The sequence below is a fragment of the Chelatococcus sp. HY11 genome (assembly GCF_018398335.1).
Taxonomy (GTDB): domain Bacteria; phylum Pseudomonadota; class Alphaproteobacteria; order Rhizobiales; family Beijerinckiaceae; genus Chelatococcus.
Genome location: NZ_JAHBRX010000002.1, coordinates 1,896,808 through 1,920,236, shown reverse-complemented (window position 1 = coordinate 1,920,236; position 23,429 = coordinate 1,896,808). Strand labels below are relative to the sequence as shown.

The window sequence follows — 23,429 nt, the reverse complement described above, 5'->3', positions numbered from 1 at the left end:
CTCAAATATCCCCTGCGTATTCCCATGCTCGATGTCGTCTCGATTGGCGCCGGCGGTGGCAGCATCGCCTGGCTCGACGAGGCGTCCAGCCTGCATGTCGGCCCGCAGAGCGCCGGCTCCGTGCCGGGACCCGCCTGCTATGGCCAGGGCGGCACCGAACCGACGGTGACCGATGCCTCGATCGTGCTCGGCTATCTCAATGCGGATTACTTCGCGGGCGGCCATGTCAAACTCGACGCCTCCGCTTCCCATCGCGTCATCGAGACCATGGGCGCGCGGCTCGGCATGAGCAAGGTGCGCGTGGCGCACGGCATCCACACCATCCTCAATAATCGCATGGCCGACGAGATCCGCCTGCTCACGATCGCCAGGGGCTATGATCCGCGGGAATTCGCCTTGATCGTGCTGGGCGGTGCCGGCCCATTACACGGCAGTGCGCTGGCGCGTGCGTTGCGCATCCCGCGCGTCATCGTGCCCTTCGCCCCCGGCGTTCTCTCGGCATTCGGCCTCCTCGTGTCCGACATCGAGCACGATCATACTGCGTCATTCCGCCAGCCGGCGGCGGGGCTCGCCCTCACGGAGCTGGCGGAGGCCTTCGACAGGCTGGACCGCGCCGGGCGGGAGCGCATGCGGCAGGAGAACATCGCCGACGCGCGCGTGGGCGTCCGCCGTTATGCCGAGATGCGCTACGTCGGCCAGTCCTACGAGCTGGAGATCCCGATCACGGCAGCTTTCGACGGTGCGTTGATCGAGAGCCTCGTTGCTGCGTTCCACGAGCACCACGAGCGGGTCTATCGGCAACGCAATCCCTCGGCAGCCGTGGAGTTCGTCAATCTGCGCACCGTGCATTTCGCGACCGTGCCGAAGATCCGCCTGGAACCGCCAAAGCCCGGTCCATCTTGGGAGAAGGCGCAGCACGGGGCGCGCTCGGTCTACCTGAGCGATCACGATCGCCATATGGACATCCCGGTCTATCGTCGCGATCAGCTGCCGATAGGCGTCCGACAGGCAGGGCCGTTCATTGTCGAACAGCTGGACAGCACCACGGTCGTGCTGCCGGGTGAAACCGCCTTCGTCGAGCCCAACGGCAATATCATCGTGGAGATGCCGACCGATGCGTGATCCGGCCTCTGAACCCTGGAGCCTCGGACCGGTGGTCGTGACCGGTGGCACGGGCCATGTCGGTCTGGCGATAGCGGAGGCCTTCGTCACGGCTGGCGCGACGACCATCGCCATCGGCTCGACCGAGGCCCGCGCCGCGGCGGCGGGCGCGCGGCTCGCATCCCTGGGCAATGGGCATGGCCTCGCAGCCGATATGAGCGATCCGACCACCGTGAGCCGGGTGCTCGACGACATCACCGAACGCTTCGGCACCCCGGCTGTGCTCGTCAACGGCGCCGGCATCAATTTCAACCGCATGATCCGCGACCTGACGGAGGACGAGTTCGATCGCCTCTTCCGGGTCAACGTCAAGGCGATGCTCTTCACGAGCCGCGATGCCTGCGAGCGCATGGCGAAGTCCGGCATCCGCGGCCGCGTCGTCAACATCACTTCCGGCAACTATCGCTATGCCCGGCCTGACGCGGCACTCTACAGCGCCACGAAAGCCGCCATGGAGATGCTCACGCGTGGGCTCGCACTGGAATACGGCGCTTTCGGCATTGCCATCAACGCGGTCGCTCCGGGGCTGGTCGATCGGCCGGGCTTCACCGATCCGGCCTTTCTGAAGGTCGCGGACTACTACCGCGGCCAGAGTGCCAACCACGTCCTGGCGACACCCGAAGCCGTGGCCGGCGCCGTCATGTTTCTCGCTTCCGCGGGCGCCGCGGCCATCGCCGGCGACACCATCGTCATCGACGGCGGCTTCTCCGCCGGCCGCCTCGATTTCCCGCGCCGCTCATCCTGAAGGATCCGTGATGATGCTCAACAAGACCGAAGCTCGCGGCGACAGCCTGACCATCGATCCCATCACCCTGGAGGTGATCCGCAACCGCCTCGATGTTGTCGCCGCGGAGATGGAAGGCACGCTGATCCGCAGCGCCTTCTCCGTCGTTCTGAAGGAGGGAGCCGACTGCTCCTGCGCACTGTTCACCGTGAGCGGCGACACCATGGCCCAGTCGGTCGCGTTGCCGCAGCACCTCGGGGTGCTGGCCGCCACGGTGAAATCGCTGCTGCGCGCTTTTCCCCCGGAAACGATGGAGGAAGGCGACGTCTACATCATGAACGATCCCTACGACGGCGGCACGCACTTGCCTGACATCACCGCGCTGACGCCGGTGTTCTCCTCAGGGCGCTGCGTCGCGATGGCGGCCTCCATGGCGCATCATTCAGACCTCGGCGGCATGGCGATCGGAAGCCTGCCGCCGGATGCCACCGAGCTTTTCCAGGAGGGCATCGTGCTGCCCCCGGTCAAGCTGATCGCGCGCGGCGTATTCGACGAACAGATCCGTGGGATCCTGCTCAAGAACGTCCGTATGCCAGCCTTTCTGGAAGCTGATCTCGGCGCCCAGTTCGCCTCGATCAGGATCGGCGCGGCACGCTTCGCCGAGATTTGCCAGGAATTCGGCGAGGATACAGTCCTCGCCTATATCGATGAACTCATGGACCGCTCCGAGGCGTTGACCCGCGCCCGCATCACCGAGATTCCGGACGGCAGCTACACTTTCATCGACTACATCGACAACGATGGGATCGTGCTCGACAAGCGCGTCAAGATCCAGGCGACGCTGACCATCAAGGGCTCCGACATCCATGTCGATTTCGCGGGCACGGATCCGCAGGTGGCGGGTGCCGCCAATGCGGCATTCTCGCACGCCGCCTGTGTCACCTATTACTGCGTGCGCTGCATCACCGACCCACGCCTGCCCAACAATGCCGGCTGCTTCCGCCCGATCAGTGTCAGTTTGCCAGAGGGCACCCTGGTCAACCCGCGCCATCCGGCTCCCGTCAACGCCCGCACCATGACGGTCTGCCGCATGACGGATGTCATCTTCGGCTGCCTCGCGCAGGCCGCGCCGGAACGGGTCCGCGCCTCCTCCAGCGGCATGCAGGGCGTCAGCTTCTCGGGACGTCGCGCCTCCGATGGCCGCGCCTATGTCTATCTGGAACTCTTCTGCGGCGGCATGGGGGCGAGACCGACGAAGGACGGCGTGGACTATATCGAGACCGACATCACCAACATGATGAACGCGCCGACCGAGGCGGTGGAGCTCGAATATCCGCTGCGCATCCATTCCATGCGGCTGAAGACCGACTCCGGCGGCGCGGGCCTCCATCGCGGCGGCCTCGGCATGCGCAAGGTCTTCGAAGTGGTGGAAGGCCCCCTCGAGGTCACCCATCGCGGGGATCGCCATTTCTCACGCCCCTGGGGCCTCAAGGGCGGCAGGCCCGCCATGCCATGGTCCTCCGTCATCAAGCGCACCGATGGTAGCGAGCACAAGGTGCCAGCGCGCGAACGCTTCACGCTGCGCACCGGCGACATTTTGGTCTCCGACACGGCGGGCGGCGGCGGCTATGGCGATCCATTGAGCCGCCCCGCCGCCCGCGTCGCCAATGACGTGGCCGAGGCGCAGATCTCCCTCCCCGCCGCGCGGGCAGACTATGGCGTCGTCCTCGACGAGGCGCTCCATGTCGATGCCGCCGCGACCGAGGCGCTGCGCGCGCGCATGGCGACCGCACGCGGCGCCATCACCTGGACTTTTGATCGGGGCGAGGACGGGCGCGACTGACCAAACGGCCAATCACAAACAAGGTAACGACAGGAGCAAGATATGACCGACCTTTCCACGACGGCGGCGGCTGACATCCAGGTCAGTGAGCGCCTGCAGAGCATTCGCGTCAAGACCGACTATCTCGGCAATTACCAGAGCGTCAATCATGTCCGCGACCTCCCGCCGATCTATGTCGACGAGCCTGTCGAGCTCGGCGGCAAGGACAGCGGCCCGACGCCGCTCGAAATGACCTTGTGCGCGCTGAATTCCTGCACGGCTATGATCATGAACATTCTCCGCAAGGAGATGAAGTTCGAGATCACCGGCGTGCGCCTCGAGGCTGTCGCCCAGCATGACGTTCGCCGCGCCGAGATGCGACGCACCGGCAAGCTGTTCTCGCAGGTCGAGCCTATTGCCTACCACTACCACAAGATTGACCAGAAGGTCTTCATGAAGACGCCGGAATCCGACGAGCGTCTTGCCAAATTCCGTTCTGAAGTCGAGCGGCTTTGCCCGCTGTATCACCTGATGACTGATGCAAAGGTCAATATCGTTTCGGAATGGGTACGTGAATAGTTCCGCGTTACGCTGATGAAGAAGAATAAAGTCGATATGTTCCAGATATTATAACGGGCCGGCGCTTCGCGCCTCGCCATCAGAAGGGGACCTGACATGTCGCTTACGAGAAGACATATTGTAAAGCTCGCGACGACCGGCGCGGCGGTAGGCCTTTTACCCGCCGCGACCTTCGCGCAGGGCGCGAAAAAGACGCTCACGCTTGGCCTCTCCGCGCCGATTACAGGTAATCAGGCGCAATATGGCGAAGATATCAAGCGTGGCGCTGAACTCGCGATCGCCGAACTCAACGCGAAGAACACTGTCCCGGACATCACCTTCCAGCTCGCCGTCGAGGACTCCAAGGGCGATCCGCAGGAAGCGGCCAATGTCGCGCAGAAATTCGCCGCTCGCGGCGACATCACCGCGGTAATCGGTGACTTCTCGAGCACCGCGTCGCTGGCCGCCGCGCCGATCTATCAGCGCGCCGGCATCATCATGATCACGCCGACCGCCTCGCATCCGGATATTACCAAGACGGGTAACTTCATCTTCCGGAATACACCGATCGCCGCCACCGAGGCCGATGCCACGACGGACTGGGGCACCAAGGACCTCGGCTTCAAGAAAATCGCCATCGTCGGCCGCAACGATGACTATGGCCGCGTCTATGGCGAGTTGTTCAAGAAACGCGCGGTCGCCAATGGAGCGACTGTCGTCGGCGAGGACTATATCAACGCCGAGACCCCCGATCTGAAGCCGACGATCACCAGCCTGCGCGCCCGTCAGCCGGACTGCGTGCTCCTGGCGTTGTTCCAGGTGGAGGCCGCGCTTCTTTTCCGGCAATCCCGCGAGATGAACTTCCGCCCCACTTTCATGTCGGGTGCCGGCCTGTTCAACCCACAGGTCATCAGCCTCGCGCGTGAGGCCGCGAACGGGCTCCTGCTGGTCTCGACCTATCATCCGGCCTCCGACCGCGCGGAGGTGAAAAGCTTTGTCGATCTCTTCAAGTCGAAGTATTCCATGGTTCCGAGCAAGTTCTCCGCACATGCCTTCGACGCTGTGAGCCTGATCGCGAATGCGGTGAAGACTGCGGGCTCGCCGAACACCACCCGGATCCGTGACGCGCTTGCCGCGACCAAGGATTTCGCCGGCGTCACGGGCGTCATCTCGATCGATCCCGACCGCGAGATCATCCTCGCCCTGCAACGCGTCATGGTGAAGAACGAGGAGTTCGTACCCTGGGTGAAGTCCTGACCATGGCCGGGACAGAGCGTCCCGTCGCCATCGTGACGGGCGCGGCCCAAGGCATGGGTCGCGCCCATCTGATGGGGTTGAGCCGGGCGGGCTTCCGGGTCGCATGCGTGGATCACGCCGCTGATGCGCTCGACGCCGTTATCGAGGACTTGCGTCTTGAGGCTCCTGATCTTCTCTCGGCCCTGGTCGATGTGACATCGGAGGAGGCGGTGGAGGGCAGCTTCGCCCGCCTCATCACGGAGGCTGGTCGCTGCGATGTGCTCGTCAACAATGCCGGCGGCGCCACGACGGGCAAGGGCCTTGCGGATATGGCACTCGGTGAGTTCGAGGCGGAACTCCGCCTCAATCTCACCAGCCAGTTCCTCTGTATCCGCGCCGTGCTGCCTGCGATGAAACGGCAAGGGGCCGGCAGCATTATCAATATCGCCTCGACATCCGTCTTCAGCGGCATCACGGCCGCGCTGCACCGGCCGCCCCTGTCGGCCAATCTCGTCGGCTATGTCGCGGCCAAGGGTGGCGTCGTCGGCCTGACGCGGGCGCTGGCGCGGGAGCTCGGCCCGACGGGAATCCGCGTCAATGCTGTCGCGCCCGGCTTTACGCCGACGCCGCGCGTTAAGGCGACATTTCCTGCGGAGGCGGTCGCGCGCATGGTCAGCGATCAGGCCTTTGCGCGTGTGCAGGAGCCCGATGACGCCACGGGCGCCGTCATTTTCCTCGCCTCGTCCGCATCACGTTTCGTGACGGGCCAGGTCATCCGCGTCGATGGCGGAGGGAGCATGGGATGAAGGGACTATTGGACGGCAAAACGATCATAATCACGGGCGCAGGCTCCAATGTCGGCCGCGCTGCCGAGCACCTGTTCCTCACGCACGGCGCTCGCCTCGCGCTGGTTGATCGCGACGTAAGCCGCATCAGCACCACATCGGACTCGCCTTCGGACAGCCGTCTTGTCATCGCAGCCGACCTGACGGATGCCGCCGCCAATGAGCGCATGGTCGGGCAGGCTCTCGCGCATTTCGGCCGGATCGATGGCCTTTGCAATACGTTCGGGATCGACCCGCCCACGGCGAAGGGCACCCTCGACACGAGTGAAGCGGACTGGAACAGGATCATCGCGGTCAATCTGACAGCGGTATTCCTTGCCTGCCGGGCTGTTCTGCCCGCGATGCGCGCCGGCGGAGGCGGTAGCATCGTCAACATCGGCTCGCAGGGCTCGTTGCTGACGCTTCCCGGCATGACCGCCTATGGCGTTTCAAAGGCCGGCGTTCTGCAGCTCACGCGCCAGATCGCCTCCGACCATGGCGCCGATGGCATCCGCGCCAATTGCATCTGCCCCAGTGGCTTGGAGCAGCCCTCCGTCGACCGTCTCCAGATCCTCACGGACGAGCAGTTGTCGCGCCGCGCGGATGTGATGAAGGGGCTCTCGCCTCTCGGGCGCGTGTGCACCCCGGATGACGTCGCCAAGGCCATGCTGTTCTTCGTCAGTGATCTCTCATCCTTCACCACCGCCGCGGCGCTTCCGGTGGAAGGTGGCGGCACGGCGGTCATCCGCTTCTAGGGCGCTCCACTCCGGCGACGGTCGGAGCGGCCTCCAGGATATTGTTTTGACGCATGATCTTACCGAAAGCCGGACGGCGTCTCGGGATCATGCCGCAGCACCGGGAAGGCGTCACCATGCGTTGGGGACTGATAGGTGCGGGCGCCCATGCCCTGCAGAAGATCGCGCCCGCGTTGAGAAGCTCAAAGGGCGCAAGCCTTAAGGGAGGGCTTGGCAGCTCGCCGGACAAGTCCGCGCGTTTTGCGGCCGAGGCGGGCGGCATCGCCTATCCCTCGCTGGAGGCTATGCTGGGAGATGACGAGGTCGATGCCGTCTTCATCGCCACCCCCAACGACCAGCACCGCGAACAGACCGAGAAGGCGGCCGCAGCAGGCAAGCATGTTCTCGTCGAGAAACCCATGGCGCTGACCGAGGGGGATTGCCGCGCGATGATCGCCGCTTGCGAGCGGGCCGGTGTGGCGCTTGGCATCGGCTTCCAGCAGCGCCATGCGCCGGTGAATCGCGCCTTGCGCGAACTCATCGCCTCCGGCGAACTCGGCGATATCGTTCTGGTGCGCGGCGAATGGCACACGGCCTACGGCCCATGGACGAACTGGCGCGCCGATCCGGCGAAATCAGGCTCCGATATTCTCGGCGCCGTCGGCGTTCATGTCTTCGATCTCCTCGGTTTCCTGGTCGGCGCCGATGTCGCGGAGACCGCTTCCATCGTCGATCGCGCGGCCGATACGGGCCTCGACCAGACCATCGCCGCCGCGTTGCGCTACGCGAATGGTGCGATGGGAACCGTGACGATCACACGGCGCGCCCGCGCCGCCCTCAATAGCATTCACGTGCTGGGCACGAAGGGAGCGGCGACCGGCATCGGCACCCTCGGGATGGCACCGACCGGGCGTCTCGAGATCACGCGTGAGGGGCATACCGAAACACGCGAGTTCCCGGTCGTCGATCTTTATGCCGCGCAATTCGAGGCCTTTGCCGAAGCGGTCGCGGCGGGGCGCTCCCCCTCGGCGAGTGGCGCCGATGGGCTGAAATCGGTCGCGCTGACGGCACAGCTTCTGAAGGCGTGAGACCATGGCGACGCGTTACACCGCAAGCCACTGGGGGCTCTATGAAATCGAGCAGAAGGGCGACGGCAGGCCCCGGCTGCGACCCTTCAGCGGTGATCCGGACCCGTCTCCCATCGGCCTCGACCAATTGGGCGGCGCCGTCACGCGGCTGCGCGTCGCGCGGCCAGCTGTGCGTCGTTCCTTTCTGGAGAAAGGGCCTGGTGCGCAGCCCGATCGACGCGGCCGCGAGCCTTTTGTCGAAGTGTCCTGGGAGGACGCTCTCGCGCTTGTCGCGGGGGAACTGAGCCGTGTGCGGACGGACTACGGCAATGAGGCTATCTTCGGCGGCTCCTATGGGTGGTCGAGCGCTGGCCGCTTCCATCATGCCCAAAGCCAGGTGCACCGCTTCCTCAACACGATCGGCGGCTATGTTCGGCATGTCGATACCTATAGCCTCGCCGCCGGCCGGGTAATCATGCCGCATGTGGTGGGGCCTATCGACGATCTCCACGCCGAACATACGTCCTGGGACGTCCTCGCCACGCATACGCGTCTCTTCGTCTCCTTCGGCGGTGTGCCGCTGAAAAACTCACGAGTCTCTCCCGGCGGCGCGGGGCGACACCGCGTCAAGGAGGCGCTGGCGGCCATGGCCGCGCGCGGCACCCGCTTCATCAACATCAGCCCCGTCCGCGAAGATCTGGTCACCGACGGTGATGTGGAGTGGATCCCGATCCGGCCTAACACCGACATATCCGTCATGCTCGCGCTCGCCTACCAGCTCTTCACGACCGGGCACGCGGACGACGCATTTCTGGCGCGCTGCTGCGCGGGTGGCGAAGCCTTCCGAGACTATGTGCTTGGTGTGTCCGACGGCACCCCGAAGACACCGGCCTGGGCTGAGCGGCTATCCGGAGTGCCGGCGGCACGGATGGAAGCGCTCGCGCGGGAGATGGCGGAAACGCGCACCCTTCTCAATGTCGCCTGGTCCCTGCAACGCGCCGAGCACGGCGAACAACCGTTCTGGGGCATCGTGGCGCTCGCCTGCGTGCTCGGGCAGGTCGGCCTGCCCGGCGGTGGTTTCGGGCTCGGCTATGGCGCCATGAACGCCATCGGCAGCCCGCATCCTCGCCTGAAAGGCCCTTCCCTTCCGCAGGGCCGCAATCCCGTGGCGGCCTTCATCCCCGTCGCGCGCATCGCCGACATGCTTCTCAACCCGGGCGCCTCTTTCACCTATGAGGGAGAGACGTATCGCTATCCGGACATCCGGCTCATCTACTGGGCCGGCGGCAACCCCTACCATCACCACCAGGACCTCACGCGCCTGCGCCAGGCCTGGGCCAAGCCCGACACCATCGTCGTCCATGAGCAGTTCTGGAACGCGCATGCGCGCATGGCGGATATCGTGCTGCCGGCGACATTGGCGGCTGAGCGCAACGACATCGCCTTCGCGACGCGCGAGGGTGTGCTGGTGGCGATGCACAAGGCCGCCTCGGCCCATGCGGAAGCGCGGGACGACTTCGCGATCTTCAGCGATCTTGCCAGCCGCCTCGGCGCTGGCGCGGCCTTCACCGAGGGGCTCGACGAAAGGGCGTGGCTCGCGCGCCTCTACGAGACCTTCGTGGCGAGCGCTGAAGCCAACGGCATCGCCGTGCCCGATTTCGCGACCTTTTGGGAACGCGGCTTCATCGACCTCGCCCCGCATGACCACCCTGTCGTGTTTCTCGATGAGTTTCGCCGCGATCCCACGGCCCATCCCCGGCCTACGCCGTCGGGGCGCATCGAACTCTTCTCCACGACCGTTGCCGCGGCCCAGGCGGCTGACTGTCCTGGACACCCCGCCTGGCTGCCGCCCACCGAGTGGGGTGGCGCGCCGGCCGCCGCGGATTGGCCCATCCATCTTGTGTCGGACCAGCCGGCGCGCCGGCTGCACAGCCAGCTCGACCATGCGCCCTGGAGCGTCGCCGGTAAAAGCGGCGGCCGGGAGGTCGTTCTGATCAACGCCACTGACGCGGCCGCAAGAGACATCGCCGACGGCGACGTCGTCGAAATCTTCAACGGCCGAGGCACCGTCCAGGCGGTGGCCGCGGTCAGCGAGGATATCGTGGCGGGAGCGGCCCGCCTCGCGACAGGGGCATGGATCGATCCGGCCGAAGACATCGACGCGCATGGCAATCCCAATGTCCTGACGGCCGATCGGCCAGCCTCCAGCTTCTCGCAAGGCTGTGCCGCCCTGAGCTGCCTCGTCGAAATCCGACGCTGCGCGGCGCCTCTGCCGCCAACAGCGCACAAGCTCCCTCCCATCATTCACGACAACAGCGCCCGCAACGCGCACTGATATCCCGAGGAAACCCGCCATGACGACCACCTCCCCGACCGCGCCGCATCTGCCTGAGAAATCGGATCTGCCGAGCCGCCACGTCACGCTTGGCGTCGAGCGGGCACCGCATCGCTCGTTCTATTACGCGATGGGCCTCGGCCCCGACGAGGTCGCAAAGCCTTTTGTCGGCGTCGTCAGTTGCTGGAACGAGGCCGCGCCCTGCAATATCGCGCTTGATCGCCAGGCGGCTGCCGTGAAAGCTGGCGTTGCCGAATGCGGCGGCCTTCCGCGCGAATTCTGCACCATCACGGTGACCGACAGCCTCGCCATGGGTCATGAGGGTATGAAGTCCTCTCTCGTCAGCCGGGAAGTCATCGCCGATTCCGTGGAAGTCTTCATCCGCGGCCATTCCTATGATGCGCTCGTCTGTGTCGGCAGTTGTGACAAGTCCTTGCCCGGAATGATGATGGCCATGCTGCGGCTCAACATCCCCGCGCTCTTCCTCTACGGCGGCTCTATTTTGCCGGGCCGCCATCGGGGCCGCGACGTCACCGTGCAGGACGTCTTCGAGGCTGTGGGAGCGCGGCAGGCCGGCACCATGACCGACGAGGAACTGCATGAGCTGGAATGCGTGGCCTGCCCCTCGGCCGGCACCTGCGGCGGGCAATATACGGCCAACACCATGGCTTGCGTGTCCGAGGCCCTGGGCGTTGCCTTGCCGGGCTCAGCCTCGCCGCCAGCCGTCTATGAAAGCCGCGACCGGGTGGCGCGCCAGAGCGGCCGCTCAGTCATGGATCTTCTATCCCATCGCATCCGCCCGCGCGATATCGTGACCCGCAAGGCGCTGGAAAATGCCGCGCGGGTCGTCGCGGCCTCCGGGGGCTCGACCAACGCGGTTCTGCATCTCCCCGCCATCGCTAACGAGGCCGGGGTCGACTTCACCCTTGATGACATCGGCCGCATCTTCGCGACGACCCCGTATCTCACGAGCCTGAAGCCCGGCGGCAAATATGTCGCGAAGGATCTTTACGATGTCGGCGGCGTGCCGGTGATCATGAAGGCCCTGCTCGACGCCGGACTTCTGCACGGGGATTGTCTGACGGTGTCCGGCAAGACGGTGGCGGAGAACCTGGCCGATACCGAAGTACCGACGGGGCAGGATGTCGTGAAGCCCGTCAGCGAGGCCTATTCGCCGACCGGCGGCCTTGTGGTGCTCAAGGGCAATCTCGCACCGGAGGGCGCCATCGTGAAGGTGGCCGGCCTCGAGACTTCTGTCTTCAAGGGGACCGCGCGCTGCTTTGATTCCGAAGAAGAGTGCTTCGCGGCGGTCGAAAGCCGAGCCTATAAGGACGGAGACGTTCTGGTCATTCGTTACGAGGGACCGCGCGGCGGGCCGGGTATGCGCGAGATGCTCTCGACCACGGCGGCGCTCGCCGGCCAGAACGTCGGCAACCGTGTCGCCCTGATCACCGACGGCCGCTTTTCCGGCGCGACGCGTGGCATCAGCGTCGGCCACATCTCACCCGAAGCCGCCGTCGGCGGCCCCATCGCGCTGCTGCGCGACGGCGACACCATCATCATCGATGGAGAGCATGGCTACCTCAGTGTTGAGGTAACGGACGAGGAATTGGCGGAGCGCAGGAAGACATGGGTGCCGCGCCCGACGCGCTACGGCAGCGGCGCGCTGTGGCGCTTCGCGCAGCTCGCGAGTTCCGCCGCGACCGGCGCGGTGACGCACCCTGGCGCAAAGGCCGAAGTCTTCGACTATTCCGATATCTAAGGCGTCATGCCGTCGCTTTTGATCGCTACAGCGCCGTTGTCATGACCGGGCCCGTCTCTGAAACCGGTGTTGCCGACTTCAGCTTGTCCAACGGGAAATCTGCAACAGCCGAGGTCCGTGGCCCTCCGGGTTATGCGCAGGGCAATCGCATATGGTCGGAAATTCGGAGGACTGACGGAAAACGACAAAATTTTTGCGCTCCGATTCCACTTCGTTCACCGCCCGATTCCGTCGCCGGCGGGTTTTCCAAGGTCATATGCGACTGCCCTGCCCCTGAGGAGAGAGATCAGAGCCGGCCGATCCCTATGGACGCGCTGCCATCGTCGCCACAAGTTCGTCGGTCGACATGACGTCGCCGAAATTGAGGTAGAAGCCGATGAGGGCGGCGTTGTGCTCCTCATCGGTATGGGCGGCATTGCCATCCGTGACCATGATGGTCTTGAAATTGAGCATCATGGCATCACGGGCCGAACTCTCGCAGCAGGTGTTGGTGACGGTGCCGGTGATGAGCACGGTATCGAGCCCTTGCGCGCGCAGCCGTTCGCCCAGATCCGACGAGCCCTGGATGAAAGCCGAGTAGCGCGTTTTCCGGACGATCGCATCCTCCGACCGCACATCGAGCCCGGCCCACAGCTCATGCGCCACTGAGCCCTCCGTCATCGCCGCGACGCGCTTGGCGCGCATGGCGGGCAGGAGAAGGTCGTACATCACGGACCATTCGGTAAAGCAGGCCTCGTCATGGGTGTTCTTGATCCAGAACACTTGGCCGCCGGCCTCGCGCAGCGCCGCCGCCAGCCGGTTGATATTCGGCACGATGGCGGGCGCGTTCGCGCAGAGCGCGTGCGCGACGTCCGGCATCATGAAGCCGTTCTGCATGTCGATGACGACGAGGGCCGTGCGGCGAGGGTCTAGGTTCGCATAGGGATGCGCTGCGCCACGGCGAGCCACCACGCGCTCGACGATCGACTGCGGAATGCTGACGCTATGCATCACTCTCTCCGACTTTACCGGATAGCGGCTGCCAGGCGCAGGCCGTCGATCATCGAGCTCTTCAGGACATGGGCATAGAGGCGCTCCGGATCCCGCGTGATCGATTGCAGATTGGCAAGGATCTCGCGGCGCTTCTCCGGGTTCTTTTCCCGCATCCGCGCGCGGTTGACGTCGGCCTGGGCGAGAATCTGGTCACGGGCGATCGGCCTGCGGCGGCGGTCATAGAGGTCGAGGCGCGTGAGTGGTGCGCCATCCCGCAGGATGACCTTGAACGCCGTCGCCAGCTCGAAGGCATCGTGGATTCCGCCGTTCAGCCCCATACCGCCGGAGGGTGAATTGAGATGGGCCGCGTCGCCCGCCAGCACGACCCGTCCGTGGACGTAGGATGGAACGATGCGCTGGTGGACGCGGTAGGGCCGCTTCTCGATCACCTCGTAGCGCTCGCTGCGCGGCACGATGACTTGCAGGCTGGCCTCGATCGCCTCCTCGGTCAACTGCTCCTCTATCGGCAGGTCCTCGCGTGGATAGATCGAGACGCGCCAGCGGCCGGGCACTTTCAGAAGCGCGAAATTGCCATCCGCCTTCCAGCAATAGGAGACGTTGGAGATGCCTTCCAGATGCTCCTCGAACGGGAAATGGGTCGTTACGAGCAACGTCGTTTCGGGATAGGTGAGGCCCGCGAACTCCAGGCCAAGCTCCTTGCGGATGGTGCTGCGCGCGCCGTCCGTTCCGGCGACGAGCCGCGCCCGGACGGTTTCCGACGCTCCAGCGGCGCCAGCCGGATCCTCTGCCTCGTCCGGATCGCGCAGCGACAAGGTCACGCTGTCGTCATCCTGGGTGAAGCCCGTGACCTCGCGGTTGAAGACGATACGCGCCCTTGGCTCCTCCCTCAGCGCCTCCATGAGAGCGAGCGAGAGCTTCCACTGCTCGCATTGCAGGCGATAGGGATGGCCCGTGTCTCTCTCCAGCACCGAGAGGTCGAAAATCGCCCGCTCGCCGTCCGGATGCAGCCTGATCTGCCAATGCGGGCAGATCAGCCCCTGCGCGACCAGTGTCTCGGCGAGGCCAAGCGTTTCCAGCATGTCGAGGGTCGGCGGATGGAAGGTGGACGCCCGGAGGTCGAGGGAAACGTCCGGCTCCTTTTCGAACACGGCCACTTCGATGCCTTTGCGGGCAAGCAGCAAGGCAAGGCAGAGGCCGACAGGCCCCCCGCCGACGACCGCCACATCGCAGTCATACCGCGTGTTTCTATCCATCTTCGCGTTCATCTCGGTTGTTCAGGCTTGACGCGCTTCCGTGTTGTATTATCAATAAAACAACTTATTGACGGCGATCAAGCACGAGTTGCGTGATCGCAGCGAGGCGCGATGGAATGGACGGGGCTTGGGCAGGGCGACGGATCGTCGTAGCCGGCGGGTGTGGTGGCATTGGCCGCGCGCTTGTCCAGGCTCTCGTCGATCGTCGGGCCAATCCCGTCGTCCTCGATCTCGCGGCTTCGATCGAGCGGCAGGGTGTGCCCTCCGGCGTGCCCGCCTTTGCCTTCGACGCCAGTGATTCCACCTCCGTGAAGGAAGCCTTCGCGGCGATCGGTGTGCATTGCGGCGCCCTTGACGGGCTCGTCAATCTCGTAGGCTTCACGCGGGAGCGGCTGCCGATCGTGGACATTCCCGACGAACTTTGGGAGGAGGTCATCGACGGCAATCTGTTGTCCGCGTTCCATATCGCGCGGGCCGCGATGCCGTTGCTGCGGCTCGGCATTACGCCGGCCATCGTCAACACCTCGTCGGGCCTTGCCCTGAAGCCGACGCCCGGCTACGGGCCTTACTCGGTGTCGAAGGCTGGCGTGCTCGCACTGACGCGACTTCTCGCGCAGGAAGGAGCGCCGCATATTCGCGCCAATGCGATTGCGCCCTCGGCGGTGGATACCGCCTTCCTGCGCGGTGGCACGGGACGAGGCGGCGATGAGGATGGCAAGCCCGCGCGGCTCGACATCGATGCCTATCTGCGTACCGTGCCCCTCGCGCGGCTCGCGACAGTCGAGGACGTCGTCGGACCGATCCTTTTTCTCCTCTCCAACGCCTCCGCCTATGTGACGGGTCAGACCCTGCATGTGAACGGCGGCCTGCTGATGGTTTGATGCAATGAACGCGATCGCGCCGATCACGCTTCCTACGACCGAGGTCACGAGCCTCATAGACGGCCGGATCCTTCCGGCCTCGGGCCACCGGATACCGGTCTACTACCCCGCCACCGGCATGCAGATCGCCGAACTCGTCGAGGCCGATGTCACCGAGGTTGATCTCGCCGTCCGGGCGGCCCGCCGCGTTTTCGACGACGGGGCCTGGGCGCGGCTTTCGGTGGATAAGCGCCAGGAGATACTGCTCGCGATCAACACGACGATCCTCGACCACGCCGAGGAGCTGGCGCGGCTCGAATGTCTCAATCTCGGCGTTTCGATGCGGGAGTTGCGTGAACGCCAGATCAAGCGCGCCGCCTACAATTTCCGGTTCTTTGCCGAATACATTGGCCAGACGAAGGGTGACGTCTACGACCAGAGCGTCGGCTACCGCTCCCTCGTCGTGCGCGAACCCGTCGGCGTCGCGGCGCTCATCGCGCCCTGGAACGCGCCGACTGCCCTTGCTTCCATGAAGGTCGCCGCGGCCATCGCTTTCGGCAACACCTGCGTTCTGAAGCCGTCCGAGCAAACGCCACTGGCGCTGCGCCGCTTCGTCGAACTCCTGCATGAGGCAGGCCTCCCTCCGGGCGTGGTCAATATCGTCAATGGCCGGGGACCCGTGACCGGCGAGGCCCTGGTGAAGCACTCCGGCGTTGACCGCGTCAGCTTCACCGGCGGCACCGAGACCGGCCGGCACATCATGGCGCTGGCCGCCCAGCGCCTAAAGCCCTGCACGCTGGAACTCGGCGGCAAGAGCGCCAATATCGTCTTCGCTTCGGCCGATATCGACCGGGCGCTCGACGCCGCGCTGGTCAGTATTTACTCGAACAACGGCCAGCAATGCCTTGCGGGATCACGTATTCTGCTGGAGCGCTCGATCGCGGATGACTTCATTGCCCGCTTCGTTGAGCGCGCGCGCAAGATCCGCATCGGCGATCCCATGTTCGATGCGACAGAGCTAGGTCCGCTGGCATCAGCGGCTCATCGCGACCGCGTGCTGTCCTTTGCCGACATCGCCCGTGGCGAGGGCGCGGAGGTGCTGACAGGCGGTGTCGCGCCGGCGATGGAGGGAGATCTCGCCGGCGGTTATTTCGTCGAGCCGACGGCGGTACTGGCGCCATCGAACAGTGCGCGCGTCTGTCAGGATGAGATCTTCGGCCCCTTCGCCGCCTTCCTGACCTTCGACAGTTACGGCGAGGCCATGCAAATGGCCAATGACACGACCTTCGGGCTCGTGTCCTATCTCTGGTCGGACCACCTGCCGACCGTGGAGGCCGCCACGCGCGACCTGAAGTCCGGCGTCGTTTGGGTCAACACGACAATGACACGTGAACTGCGCGCGCCCTTCGGCGGCTACAAGGATTCCGGGGTAGGCCGCGAGGGCGGCCAGGCCAGCGAACAGTTCTACACCGAGATCAAGACGGTCACCGTTCCCACCGCGCCGATCACCGTGAAGAAGATCGGGATGAAAGCCTGAAGCTGACAATAACACCAGAGCGAGGATTGCTATGCCGACACGACGTATAGTTCTCAAGGGTGCAGCGCTTGCGGCCGGCATGATCAGTGCCCCTGCCGTTCTCCGCGCGCAAGGCCAAGACAATATCACGCTACTCACGCCCTTTGCTTTCGGCCCGAATTTCATCGAGATGATGAACGCGGTGGCCGGCGGCTATTTCAAGAAGGAAGGGCTGGACGTCGATCTTCAGGCCGGTCGTGGCGGATCGCAGGCCCTGCAGCAGCTCATCGCCGGCAAGACGGCCCTCATCCGCATTTCCTCAATTGAACAGATGCGGGCCATGGCCGCCTCACCCGCGAACCTGGTCTGCATCTCCACGCTTTATCAATCCTCCACATTCCATGTGGTGTCGCCCAAGGATAAGCCGATCAGGAGCGCGGAAGACCTGAAGGGCAAAACGGTAGGTCTTGTATCCGTCGGCGGATCGACAGAGATCTTCCTGGATCTTATGCTTCACAAGGTTGGTATTGCACCGTCCGAGGTAAAGCGCGAGGTGTCGGGTGATACGCCGGCGGCGCTTCAGTTCGTCAAGGCCGGGCGCATCGACTGCTTCATCTGCTCGATCAATGTGGTGGTGGCCCTGCGCGAGATGGGTTCGCCGATCGAAGTCTGGTCGACGGATCGCTATGCGCCAATGCCGGGACAGGGCTATACCGCCACACGTGAAGCGCTGGACAAGAACCCCGATCAGTTCGTCCGTATCCTGCGCGCCCTGAAGGGCTCGGTGGACGAGCTCATCACGCAGCCGACCGGGCCGATCTTCGATCGCGCCGCCAAGATCTTCGAGATCGCGCGTCTCGACAACAAGCAGGAACTCGCGGCGATCGTGAAAACATCCGCCGATGAACTCTGGCTGTCCCAAGGGCGCGACAATCTGATGCGCAACGTGCCAAAGCTATGGGCCGAGGGGCTCGCGACCTTACGTGCGTCCGATATGTCCAAGGAGACCAATCCCGAGGTCTTCTATACCAACACCTACATCGATCAGGCGCTCAAGGGCTGACGCGACGGCAAGCATAGTCCCGAGCTTGGAAACATGGCCCGGGACTTTGCATATGGTCCAAGGCTATAACTATAGCGCAAGACCTGGAATATTGCCCAAAACTTGGGGCCGTCGCCGTCAGGCGGTCGGCCCCCATTGCGCGACGGGCCCGACGCTCAGCCGGTTGAGAGTCATCCGGTACTCAAAGCGGTCAGGCGGGTAGCGGCTTTCCTGGTAAAGCACCGGTATGTGGTTCTGGTCGAACAGCAGGCGCCGCATGACGATGAGCGGCGCCCCCGCCTTCACGTTGAGATGTCGCGCCATAGCGGCCGGCGCGGCGATGGCGCTGATGACCTGCTCGGCGCGCTGCGCGGAGACGCCTTTGCGGTCGAGCGCGCGCACGATCGGCTCGTCAGCCGTCTCCTCCTGCTCGAGCAGGTGGGCGTAACGCTCCGGCACATGCAGCGTCGTATATGACATCGGGGCGCCCTCGCGGCTGCGCAGGCGCGTGATGCGCAGGCAGCGCGGGCTATCCAGCTGCTGCGCGATCATGTCATCCACCGTCACCATCTCCCAGCCGAGATTGACCGCGCTGGTGCGGGACTCGAAGGACAGAAGATTGTCCAGTCCGCTCGATATGTTTGCCTTGTCCTGCGGCCCGGTGGCACGCGCGGGATACGTGCCCTTCCCGTGAACCCTGATGATCAGCCCCTCGCTTTCCAGCTGATCGAGGGTCTTGCGGATGGTGACGCGGCTGACGCCGTAGCGCACGGCGAGCGCGGGTTCCGAGGGAAGCGCCTCGGTGGTGTCGAGTTCGGTCTCCGTCAGCAGCTGCCGGAGATGAATGTAGATCTGGTGATAGAGGGGCTGGATACGGGGTTGGCCGGCGCGGCGTCCTTTCGTGGTCTCGCTCGTTGTATCCACCATCATCCGTCCCTGGGCGGCAGACAGCGCCACCTCATTGCAAATCCGCGCGCATTGTCATGCAAGCGGGCGCTACGTCAATGGCTGTGTCTTGGGCCGTGTCTTGCGTGGAGCGCCGGTCTGGCCGGCGCCCGGCGTCAGTGCTGGGTGGATTGGTGCCACGGAATGAGGACGCGGCGAAGGGCGCCGATCGCGAAGTAGAAGATGAAACCGAGCAGGGTCATATGGATGATGACCGCGAAGAGCTCGTTTGTCGCGAAGGCATTCATGCGGGCTATCATCATATAGCCGAGGCCCTGTGTGCCACCAAGATACTCGCCGACGATGGCGCCGATGATCGCGAGCACGATGCCGACCTCCATGCCCGTCAGGATATAGGGAAGCGACGAAGGCAGCTCGAGCCGGCGGAAACGCTGCCAGCTGGTGGCATTGAGGCTGGTGGCGACGTCGCGGTGCCCGGCGTCGACCGATTTCACCCCAAGCACCGTATTGGTGAGGATGGGGAAGAAGGCCAAGACCGCCGCAACGATGACCTTTGACGTCAGGCCAAAGCCGAACCACACGACGAACAGAGGCACGAAGGCAACCTTAGGCACCACCTGGGTAGCCACGATGAACGGGTTCAGCGTCTGCTCCAGCCAGCGAAAACGGCCGATCAGGACGCCGAGGCCCACGCCGATGACAAGCGCCCAGGCGAAGCCAGTGAGCGTGGCATAGACGGTCATCAGGGTGTGGTTCCAGGCGCGCGGGTCGTAGAGCATGGCCACCCAGGCGGTCCATACCGAACCGGGGCTCGGCAGGATGAACGGCGAGATCCCTGACATCGCGACGTAGCTGTGCCAGATCAGGATGATCAGGACGATCAGCACGGGCGTCGTGACATAGGGGAGGAGCTTCGTCCTGTTGGAGGGGTGGAAGATGGAGTGCTTGTTCATCATGCGCTCCTGCGCAAAGTCGAAGCGGCGTGACGGGTTCAGGAAATATCGGCCAGGCGGCGGTGCAGGCTGCGGACATAGTCCTGGAAAGCCGGCGAGCCCTGCGTCTCCGCTGTCCGGGGCCGGGGCAGATCGACGTCGACGATCGTGTCGATCTTCCCCGGACGGGGCGACAACAAAACGATCCGGTCGGCCAGGAACACCGCCTCGCTGATCGAATGCGTCACGAGAACGACCGTCTTGCCCGTCTCGCTCCAGATGCGCTGCAGTTCGAGGTTCATCTGATCCCGCGTCATGGCATCGAGCGCGCCGAAGGGCTCGTCCATGAGCAGGATATGCGGGTCATAGGACAGGGCGCGCGCAATGGCCGCGCGCTGGCGCATGCCGCCGGAGAGCTCACGCGGCCAACGCTTCTCGAAGCCGCTGATGCCGACCATCTTGAGGAGCTTCGCGGCGGCCGCGCGGCGTTCCGCCTTCGGAACGCCCTTCAGTTCGAGCGGCAGCGCGACATTGTCCTCGATCGTGAGCCAGGGGAAGAGATTGGCCTCCTGAAACACCATGCCGAGCTCGGACAGGACGTCGTTCTGCCGGGCCCCATCGCGCCAGAGAGGCCGGCCCTCGACGAGAAGATTGCCCGATGTCGGCTCGATCAATCCGCCGATCATGCGCAGCAGCGTGGTCTTGCCGCAGCCGGACGGGCCGAGCAGGACGAGAAGCTCTCCCTCGGGGATGGTGAGATCGGTAGGCGCAAGCGCGTGCACCCTGACGTCGCGCGTCCCGTACCACTTTTCCAGCTGCTCCATCCGGATGGCGCCCAGGTTCGGCGCAACCCTGGTGGCTTGCCTCTGGATAGCGCGCGCCCCCGGAGCGGCGGTCTCAATCATGACGATGCATTCCCATTCTGGCGAACAAGATGTCTGTTGTTTAATACAACTAAACGGAATACATTTTCCGTGGCAAATTTATTTTTCGATGGCGAGCGCCAATCGCATGAAATTGAGTGCCAGGGAATCGAACGCCATGTCAGTCGCTTACGCCCCGAAGGGACTTCTCGGGGTCTTTACGCCCCAGGCCAACACCACTGTCGAGCCGGAGATCGCCCTGCTGACCCCACCCGGCTACGCCTGGATCAATGCGCGCATGGTGAGCGGGAAGGATAGCATCACGGCGCGCCTGCTCGACTACATGGACCAGTTTCCGGAGCCCTTGGCGCAGTTCGCCAATGCGCCCATCACAGCGATCGCGATCGCCTGCACGGGTGCGTCCTATCTCATCGGCAAGGATCGCGAGGACGCCCTGATCGCGGATATCGAGACACGCGCCGGCGTTCCCGCATTCACCGGAGCGACGGCGTCCGTCGATGCCTTACGGACCTTAGGCGCCAAGCGGATCGGCCTCGTCTCCCCGTATAATTCAGCCCTCGACGCCGAGAGCGCGGGCTATTGGGAATCGCGCGGCTTCACCGTCGCCGCCGAGGCCAGTGCCTATCGTGAATCGAGCGATTTCCATCCCATCTACAGCCTTGACGCGATGGCCGCCGAGCGGGCGGTCAAAAGCCTCGATGGCCAGGATATCGATGCGGTGCTCATGCTGGGAACCGGCATGCCGACGTTGGACGCGATCGCGCATGTGCCTTTCATCGGCAGGGCGCCGGTGCTGTCCTGCATGCTCTGCGTCGGCTGGAAGGCGATCGCGCTGCGCGACCCGGGAATGGCGACCCGCGACGGTCTGATCAGTTGGGTGGGGGGCGAGGGCTGGAGCGAACGCCTCGCGCGATCACGCGCCTTCACCTAACAAGCAGAGGGTCACGTCCGCGCCAGTCTGACGCGCGCGCTTTGTCACGCGCCGGGATCTGCGGCGAAGGCGGCGAATCCCTTGAGGAACTGGGCGAGGCGCTGTTTGATCGCTTCGTCCTGCAGCGTGCCTTCAGGATTGAAGACCGTGTGCGCCCGCGAAACGAGCAGCCGCCCTCCGAACCAGGGCTTGCAGCCGAGCGTGTGCAGCACGGGGAGCCACGCGCTCTGGCTGAGGATGGTGCCGAAGCCGCCCGGCGATGCACCGACGATCGCCACAGGCTTGCCCTTGAACAGCCGCTCGATATCGGAAGTGGGGCGCGTCAGCCAGTCGATGGCGTTCTTGAAGACCCCGGGCAGCCCGTTGTTGTATTCTGGGGTGAACATGATGAGCCCATCAGCCGCCGCGAGCTGTTCCTTCAGCCTGTGCACCGCCGGCGGGATGCCATGCGCTTCCTCGTCATCGGCATTGTAGAGCGGTATGCCCTGGATTGTTCCAACAACGAGGGACACACCTTCGGGCACGACGTCCTCGGCAGCGCGCAGCAGGGCCGAATTGTAGGAGCCTTTGCGCAGGCTGCCGGAGATCCCGAGAAGCTTCGTCATTGCATCTAGCCATCGTTGTGTTGCGGGTTCGGGGGCACTCTAGTCGGCCGCGTAGCGTTCAGCACGCGAATTCCGGACGGCTCGTTTCCACGCATGCGAACCACTCCGATTGGCCGTTGGACCTGGAGGGAGACTATACTGGAGGCGTGTGGCTGCCCGGATACGCGCGGGGACCTTTGTCAGCCATTCACAGCGAGGACATGAGCATGCCTGAAACGACCATCCGGCCGGTCATGCACCACGACAGGGATCAATGGCTTCCCCTTTGGGAAGGCTACAACAGCTTCTACGAGCGCGTGATTCCGGCGGATGTCACGCATGCAACCTGGCAGCGCTTCTTCGACCACTACGAACCGGTTCATGCCCTCGTGGCCGAACGGGATGGCGAGCTGCTTGGCCTCGTTCACTACATCTTTCACCGCAACACCAGCATGATCGAGCCGATCTGCTATTTGCAGGACCTGTTCACGAGCCCTGCCGCCCGGGGCCTCGGCATAGGGCGGCAGCTCATCGAGGCAGTCTACGTGAGGGCTCAGGAAGTGAGATCGCCACGCGTGTACTGGCTGACGCATGAGACAAACACTCAGGCGATGACGCTCTACGACAAGGTCGCCGAACGCTCCGGCTTCGTTCAATATCGCAAGCAGATTTCGTAGCCGGGATGGGCGGCAGCCTGCGACCAATCGGCATCAGAGAGGGCACGCACCCGGCGCCTGCGGCCATCCTCCCCTGAGGCGAGGGATCGGCGCGGCGGACTGATCTGATGACACGCGACGGCACTCCTGGCCCTATTTGTCCTCTGTCAGGATCGCGTAGAGCGCGTCGGGCGACTTGGCGTCACGCAGCTTCGCGCGACTTTCCTTTGAGCTGAGCCTTCTGGCGATGGCCGCGAGGGCACTGAGATGGGCCGCGTTGCGCTCCGGTGGTAGAAGCAGCAGGCAGACGAGGGTGACTTGAACCTCGTCGACCGATTCGAAATCGACAGCCTTCTGCAGCCGCGCGAAAAGCCCGAAGGGCGCGGTGATGCCGGCAATCGTGGCATGGGGCAGCGCGGTCCCATCGCCGATGCCCGTGGAGCCCAAGGCCTCACGCTGCATCAACGCGCTGGCGATGGCCTCCTCGTCCACGGTGACCCGGCTTGCGGCAATCCGCGCCAAGGCCCTGAGGAGTTGCGGTTTGCTGGCAGCCGCCAGATCGCAGATGACGTCCTCGGGTTTTAGGAATTGCGCAATTTTCATCGATTGGCCCATGGTGTGTCCGGTCATCCTTTGCGGCCGTCATGGC

22 protein-coding genes are annotated in these 23,429 nt (G+C 64.5%); 15 read left to right on the top strand and 7 right to left on the bottom strand.

Annotated features, from left to right (window positions below; translation table 11 throughout):
• The 10 genes from KIO74_RS29555 to ilvD form a co-directional block, all read left to right on the top strand.
• Nucleotides 1-1,122: hydantoinase/oxoprolinase family protein (locus KIO74_RS29555; RefSeq protein WP_213339098.1), on the top strand; the 1,122-nt coding region annotated here is incomplete at its 5' end.
• On the top strand, nt 1,115-1,906 hold the full coding sequence (locus KIO74_RS29550) for an SDR family NAD(P)-dependent oxidoreductase (protein ID WP_213339096.1): 792 nt from the start codon (nt 1,115-1,117) through the stop codon (nt 1,904-1,906). The genes KIO74_RS29555 and KIO74_RS29550, both read left to right, overlap by 8 nt.
• A 10-nt stretch (nt 1,907-1,916) precedes the next feature.
• On the top strand, nt 1,917-3,728 hold the full coding sequence (locus KIO74_RS29545; protein ID WP_213339093.1) for a hydantoinase B/oxoprolinase family protein: 1,812 nt from the start codon (nt 1,917-1,919) through the stop codon (nt 3,726-3,728).
• A gap of 42 nt (nt 3,729-3,770) precedes the next feature.
• Nucleotides 3,771-4,286: an OsmC family protein gene (locus tag KIO74_RS29540; protein WP_213326991.1), complete on the top strand. Its 516-nt coding sequence runs from the start codon at nt 3,771-3,773 to the stop codon at nt 4,284-4,286.
• A 96-nt stretch (nt 4,287-4,382) separates the two neighbouring features.
• The gene (locus KIO74_RS29535) at nt 4,383-5,522 is read left to right on the top strand and encodes an ABC transporter substrate-binding protein (RefSeq protein ID WP_213339091.1); all 1,140 of its coding nucleotides are present in this window, start codon (nt 4,383-4,385) and stop codon (nt 5,520-5,522) included.
• A 2-nt stretch (nt 5,523-5,524) separates the two neighbouring features.
• Nucleotides 5,525-6,307, top strand: coding sequence for an SDR family NAD(P)-dependent oxidoreductase (locus KIO74_RS29530; protein ID WP_213339089.1), 783 nt, complete (start codon nt 5,525-5,527; stop codon nt 6,305-6,307).
• Entirely contained in the window at nt 6,304-7,080 is a 777-nt protein-coding gene (locus tag KIO74_RS29525; protein WP_213339081.1) for an SDR family NAD(P)-dependent oxidoreductase, read from the top strand. Before KIO74_RS29530 ends, KIO74_RS29525 begins: the two co-directional genes overlap by 4 nt.
• Before the next feature lie 53 nt (nt 7,081-7,133).
• The gene (locus KIO74_RS29520) at nt 7,134-8,147 is read left to right on the top strand and encodes a Gfo/Idh/MocA family protein (protein ID WP_213339080.1); all 1,014 of its coding nucleotides are present in this window, start codon (nt 7,134-7,136) and stop codon (nt 8,145-8,147) included.
• A 4-nt stretch (nt 8,148-8,151) separates the two neighbouring features.
• Complete coding sequence (locus KIO74_RS29515; protein WP_213339078.1) at nt 8,152-10,461, top strand: molybdopterin-dependent oxidoreductase; 2,310 nt, start codon at nt 8,152-8,154, stop codon at nt 10,459-10,461.
• A 19-nt stretch (nt 10,462-10,480) separates the two neighbouring features.
• The gene (gene ilvD / locus KIO74_RS29510) at nt 10,481-12,223 is read left to right on the top strand and encodes a dihydroxy-acid dehydratase (protein WP_213339077.1); all 1,743 of its coding nucleotides are present in this window, start codon (nt 10,481-10,483) and stop codon (nt 12,221-12,223) included.
• 303 nt (nt 12,224-12,526) lie between these two features.
• On the opposite strand, the gene KIO74_RS29505 is transcribed toward ilvD, so the two are convergent.
• Together KIO74_RS29505 and KIO74_RS29500 are read right to left on the bottom strand one after the other, a co-directional pair.
• Nucleotides 12,527-13,213, bottom strand: coding sequence for an isochorismatase family protein (locus tag KIO74_RS29505; protein WP_213339075.1), 687 nt, complete (start codon nt 13,211-13,213; stop codon nt 12,527-12,529).
• A gap of 14 nt (nt 13,214-13,227) precedes the next feature.
• Nucleotides 13,228-14,469 carry an FAD-dependent oxidoreductase gene (locus KIO74_RS29500; RefSeq protein ID WP_213339074.1) on the bottom strand — a complete coding sequence of 414 codons (1,242 nt, stop codon included), beginning with the start codon at nt 14,467-14,469 and terminating at the stop codon, nt 13,228-13,230.
• Nucleotides 14,470-14,585: 116 nt separating this feature from the next.
• On the opposite strand from KIO74_RS29500, the gene KIO74_RS29495 reads away from it, so the two are divergent.
• The 3 genes from KIO74_RS29495 to KIO74_RS29485 are packed head-to-tail and all read left to right on the top strand — an operon-like array spanning nt 14,586 to nt 17,908.
• Nucleotides 14,586-15,350 (top strand): SDR family NAD(P)-dependent oxidoreductase, encoded by a 765-nt coding sequence (locus KIO74_RS29495; RefSeq protein WP_213339073.1) that lies wholly within the window; start codon nt 14,586-14,588, stop codon nt 15,348-15,350.
• Nucleotides 15,351-15,354: 4 nt separating this feature from the next.
• Nucleotides 15,355-16,866 carry an aldehyde dehydrogenase gene (locus KIO74_RS29490; protein ID WP_213339071.1) on the top strand — a complete coding sequence of 504 codons (1,512 nt, stop codon included), beginning with the start codon at nt 15,355-15,357 and terminating at the stop codon, nt 16,864-16,866.
• 31 nt (nt 16,867-16,897) lie between these two features.
• Nucleotides 16,898-17,908: an ABC transporter substrate-binding protein gene (locus KIO74_RS29485; protein ID WP_213339069.1), complete on the top strand. Its 1,011-nt coding sequence runs from the start codon at nt 16,898-16,900 to the stop codon at nt 17,906-17,908.
• 117 nt (nt 17,909-18,025) lie between these two features.
• Here KIO74_RS29485 and KIO74_RS29480 read toward each other — a convergent pair whose 3' ends face one another.
• The 3 genes from KIO74_RS29480 to KIO74_RS29470 form a co-directional block, all read right to left on the bottom strand.
• Nucleotides 18,026-18,844, bottom strand: coding sequence for a GntR family transcriptional regulator (locus KIO74_RS29480; protein WP_213339068.1), 819 nt, complete (start codon nt 18,842-18,844; stop codon nt 18,026-18,028).
• A 104-nt stretch (nt 18,845-18,948) separates the two neighbouring features.
• Nucleotides 18,949-19,746, bottom strand: coding sequence for an ABC transporter permease (locus KIO74_RS29475; protein WP_213339067.1), 798 nt, complete (start codon nt 19,744-19,746; stop codon nt 18,949-18,951).
• A 38-nt stretch (nt 19,747-19,784) separates the two neighbouring features.
• Nucleotides 19,785-20,630, bottom strand: a complete 846-nt coding sequence (locus KIO74_RS29470) for an ABC transporter ATP-binding protein (RefSeq protein ID WP_213339066.1) — start codon at nt 20,628-20,630, stop codon at nt 19,785-19,787.
• Between the two features lie 136 nt (nt 20,631-20,766).
• Here KIO74_RS29470 and KIO74_RS29465 point away from each other — a divergent pair, with 136 nt between their 5' ends.
• Nucleotides 20,767-21,540, top strand: coding sequence for a maleate cis-trans isomerase family protein (locus tag KIO74_RS29465; RefSeq protein ID WP_213339065.1), 774 nt, complete (start codon nt 20,767-20,769; stop codon nt 21,538-21,540).
• 44 nt (nt 21,541-21,584) lie between these two features.
• Here the strand turns inward: KIO74_RS29465 and KIO74_RS29460 are convergent, their stop codons facing one another.
• Nucleotides 21,585-22,145 (bottom strand): NADPH-dependent FMN reductase, encoded by a 561-nt coding sequence (locus KIO74_RS29460; protein ID WP_213339063.1) that lies wholly within the window; start codon nt 22,143-22,145, stop codon nt 21,585-21,587.
• Nucleotides 22,146-22,351: 206 nt separating this feature from the next.
• Between KIO74_RS29460 and KIO74_RS29455 the strand changes: the two genes are divergently transcribed.
• Complete coding sequence (locus KIO74_RS29455) at nt 22,352-22,801, top strand: GNAT family N-acetyltransferase (RefSeq protein ID WP_213339061.1); 450 nt, start codon at nt 22,352-22,354, stop codon at nt 22,799-22,801.
• A 132-nt stretch (nt 22,802-22,933) separates the two neighbouring features.
• On the opposite strand, the gene KIO74_RS29450 is transcribed toward KIO74_RS29455, so the two are convergent.
• A complete protein-coding gene (locus KIO74_RS29450) occupies nt 22,934-23,383 on the bottom strand; it encodes a PTS sugar transporter subunit IIA (protein WP_213339059.1) in 450 nt (149 codons plus the stop codon).
• Nucleotides 23,384-23,429: the final 46 nt, after the last annotated feature.